This is a genomic window from Thermus sp. (assembly GCF_056332225.1).
Map to the genome: position 1 here is coordinate 1 of NZ_JBWGQW010000146.1, position 888 is coordinate 888.

Sequence of the window (888 nt, forward strand, 5' to 3'; positions counted from 1 at the left end):
TGTGGCTTTTCATCGGCACAAACCCCCGAAAACCCCCGTTATTCGCCGTGTGCATATTCCAAGCTTCATCTTTCTCACAAACCCCCCTCTGGCGATGCCCTCCAGGACGAGGTTCTTAGGGGGGTAGAGTTGCAAACCACATAGCCCCGTAAGGGGATTGCGACATATAACAAGGGAGTTGAAAAAATCTATCTAAGCTTTTGTTGCAAACCACATAGCCCCGTAAGGGGATTGCGACCTGGAGAACCTGGCTGGGATTGAGCATCATTCCTCCTTTGGGGCGTTGCAAACCACATAGCCCCGTAAGGGGATTGCGACTCGAGGAGCGGGTCTACGGCCTCGGTGGATCCATCCTTACCACCCAGCTCCAGCTCTTCCGGGACGAGGAGCTCATCTGGAGCCTCGTCTACAACGACATCTTCGACCCCGCTGCCGTGGCCGTGTACCGCCACGGCTTCAGCGAGAAGCCCGTGGGGTATGTCCTCCTCGAGGGCACCGCGGAGGAGCGGTACGGCCAGGTCAGGCGGATCTTCGAGGCCCTCCAGCGCTTCTGGACGTGGTAAGCCGGGCCCTCCTCTCCCCAAAAAGGAGAGGGGGGCCTAGCGGCCCAGAAGGAGGGTGAAGAGGCCAATAAGGCCTCAAGGAGGTGTGCGATGAAAACGGAGGTGAAGGTCCTGAGGAAGGCCAACCGCATCCTCGCGGAAACTCGGGGCGTGCCCGGGCTCCGCAAGGCGTGGAAGCGGGCTTCTCATAAGGCGGCCCGGCGGGTTGCTAAGTTGCTCAACCGGGCCCTCGAGGACTTCTAGGATGAAGTCGCAATCCCCTTACGGGGCTATGTGGTTTGCAACTCTACCCCTCTAAGAACCCCGTCCTGGACGGCACCGCCAG

At 59.7% G+C, this 888-nt stretch carries 2 protein-coding genes; both read left to right on the forward strand.

What is annotated here, in order from left to right:
• Positions 1-311: 311 nt before the first annotated feature.
• On the forward strand, positions 312-563 hold the full coding sequence (locus AC01Y6_RS10560) for a hypothetical protein (RefSeq protein ID WP_476671482.1): 252 nt from the start codon (positions 312-314) through the stop codon (positions 561-563).
• A 90-nt stretch (positions 564-653) separates the two neighbouring features.
• Positions 654-806 (forward strand): hypothetical protein, encoded by a 153-nt coding sequence (locus AC01Y6_RS10565; RefSeq protein WP_476671484.1) that lies wholly within the window; start codon positions 654-656, stop codon positions 804-806.
• Positions 807-888: the final 82 nt, after the last annotated feature.

Coding starts and splice junctions, on each gene's coding strand:
- AC01Y6_RS10565 (WP_476671484.1), top strand. CDS start 654: ATGAAAACGGAGGTGAAGGTCCTGAGGAAGGCCAACCGCATCCTCGCG.